The following is a 2,618-nucleotide window of genomic DNA, read 5'->3' as shown; positions in this document are numbered from 1 at the left end:
CTGATTTGAATGCAGCACGAAAGTGCGATTCGTTCAGTCGAAACCTAGAAATAGGGGGATGGCTGGCATTTGTTGAGTAACCCTGAAGGGTTGAGTAAGCACTTAAATCCTCAACAAAAGACAACTTCATAACCTTGTAAGTGAGGATGAGTATCCTAGAAAATCCAAGTCTTACCTTCCAGACGCGGGAATGAAAGCAAATTCCCTACGGTAGCGACTAGCCATCAATCCGTAAAGCGGGAATTAAAGCGGAAACAGCGACTTATAGCCTAATTAAGTCAACCGTGAGCAAGTTCATCATGGATAACGAAAGTGAAGTCATTGTTTGAATTATCGTTACAGCAAAGCAGTGAAATCAGGCTGACACACTGCGAGTACCAAAAGGTCAATAGTTAGGGTGGTATAGGGATTTTCATCAATATACCAAGCGTTACCCGAAAACTCGATAAAGAGATGACATCCTGCCATGAACTAACAAAGGTTATGAGGAACGAAGTAACCCTACTAATTACACTCTAGTCAAGGTCGAAAACTAAGAGTAGTCAGCTAAGACGAAAACTCTGTAATTGAACAGGTAATAGTAGGGAGAGATTGAGTCAGAAGCCAAAGCCTATTTGTAATGAATAGGATATGCAGACGGACTCACGATTACACGGAATGAAAACTTGTAAGTAGTAATAAAAAAGTTATGACCACTGTTCAACAGATGGATAAATGGAAAACCTGGCAAGATATCAACTGGAAGAAGGTTGAACGTCAAGTTTTTAAGTTACAAAAACGAATTTTCAGAGCGTCTAGTTGTGGAGATGTCAAGAAAGTTCACAGACTCCAAAAATTATTGTTAAAGTCCTACAGTGCCAAAGCGTTATCGGTGCGTAGAGTCACCCAAGACAATCAAGGAAAGAAAACCGCAGGAGTGGATGGAGTAAAATCTCTGACCCCAAAACAACGGTTAATCCTAATGACTGAATTAAACTTGGGAACAAAGGTCAAACCCACACGCCGAGTATGGATACCCAAACCAAACGGTGAAAAAAGACCTTTAGGTATACCTACCCTGAAAGACCGAGCCTTACAAGCACTAGCTAAACTGGTATTAGAACCAGAGTGGGAAGCCAAATTCGAGCCAAACAGCTACGGATTTAGAGTAGGACGCTCAGGTCATGATGCCATAGCAGGAATATATAATGCCATCAATAAAAAGGCAAAATATGTTCTTGATGCAGACATAGCCAAGTGCTTTGACCGTATAGACCATCAAAAACTGTTAGAGAAACTTGACACCTACCCAACCCTGAATAGACAAATCAAATCATGGTTAAAAGCAGGTGTCATAGACGATAAACAGTTATTCCCAACCTCAGAAGGTACACCCCAAGGTGGAGTGTTATCACCGTTACTGGCAAATATAGCACTTCACGGATTAGAAGAACTGGTGATGAAACTAGCACCCTCATTTGACATGAGAGATAATAGAGGATACACCCTCGGAGTTAGGGATAAAGAAAAATCAGTAACACTAATTCGATATGCAGACGACTTTGTTGTACTGCACGAAAACCTAGAGGTGATTCTCCTAATTAAAAAGGAGATAGAGGGATGGTTGCAAAATATCGGACTTGAGTTAAAACCCAGTAAAACAAGGGTAGCCCATACATTGAAAGAACATGAAAGTGAACAAGCTGGATTCGACTTTCTAGGGTTCACCATTAGACAATTTCCTGTCGGTAAATATACATCAGGAAACAAGTCAAGAGGCGGAAAACTGGGTTTTAAAACAATAATAACCCCCAGCAAAGACAGTCAAACAAGAAATTACAGAGAACTGAAACACATCATCAACACCAGTAAAGGATTAACCCAAACTGAACTTATTAACAGATTAAACCCTGTAATAAGAGGATGGTGTAATTACTTCTCAGCAGTGGTTAGTCAAAAAGTATTTGAAAGATTAACCCATGTCCTAACACACAAGCTCATCAAGTGGGGAATCAAACGCCATCGAAATAAAAGCAGAAAGTGGATTGTTAAAAGATACTTTCAGTCTATAGATGGTAAAAACTGGGTATTTGCAACTAGAAAGGGAAACAACCTATTAAAGTTGTATGAACATAGCGAAACTGAAATTAAACGTTATGTAAAAGTCAAGGGAAATGCCTCACCCTTTGACGGAAACCTGGTTTATTGGAGTACAAGAATGGGTACAAATCCTGAGATGCCAACAGGAATATCAAAACTGTTGAAAAAGCAAAAAGGAAAATGTACTCACTGTGGACATTTCTTCAAAGATGAAGATTTAATGGAAATCGACCATATTACTCCTAAATCTTTAGGAGGAAATAACAGTTACAACAATCTCCAACTTCTTCATCGACATTGCCATGATGAAAAGACAGCCTTTGATGGCAGTCTAGGCAGAAAATCTGACTGTAATAGTGTCAAGCCTGAACCACCCCTACCAGAAAACTACATCTGGATACAGGATATGTTGGTAACGACGTAGGTATGTCAAACCCCGTGTAGTTGAGGAGCGGAATGACGAGAAATTGTCACGTTCCGTTTTGTAGAGCAGTAGGAGAGGCGACTCTCTTACTGACTTTAATCCTTTCTCAATGGGA

At 40.0% G+C, this 2,618-nt stretch carries 1 protein-coding gene; it reads left to right on the top strand.

The genetic code is table 11. The features are described 5' to 3' along the window. Positions 1-688: 688 nt before the first annotated feature. On the top strand, positions 689-2,503 hold the full coding sequence (ltrA, locus tag IQ236_RS27445; RefSeq protein ID WP_193872391.1) for a group II intron reverse transcriptase/maturase: 1,815 nt from the start codon (positions 689-691) through the stop codon (positions 2,501-2,503). The last annotated feature ends 115 nt before the right edge of the window (positions 2,504-2,618 follow it).

Origin of the sequence: Planktothrix mougeotii LEGE 06226 (genome assembly GCF_015207485.1) — a bacterium.
Classification (GTDB): Bacteria; Cyanobacteriota; Cyanobacteriia; order Cyanobacteriales; family Microcoleaceae; genus Planktothrix.
This window is presented reverse-complemented; position numbering and strand designations above follow the sequence as displayed.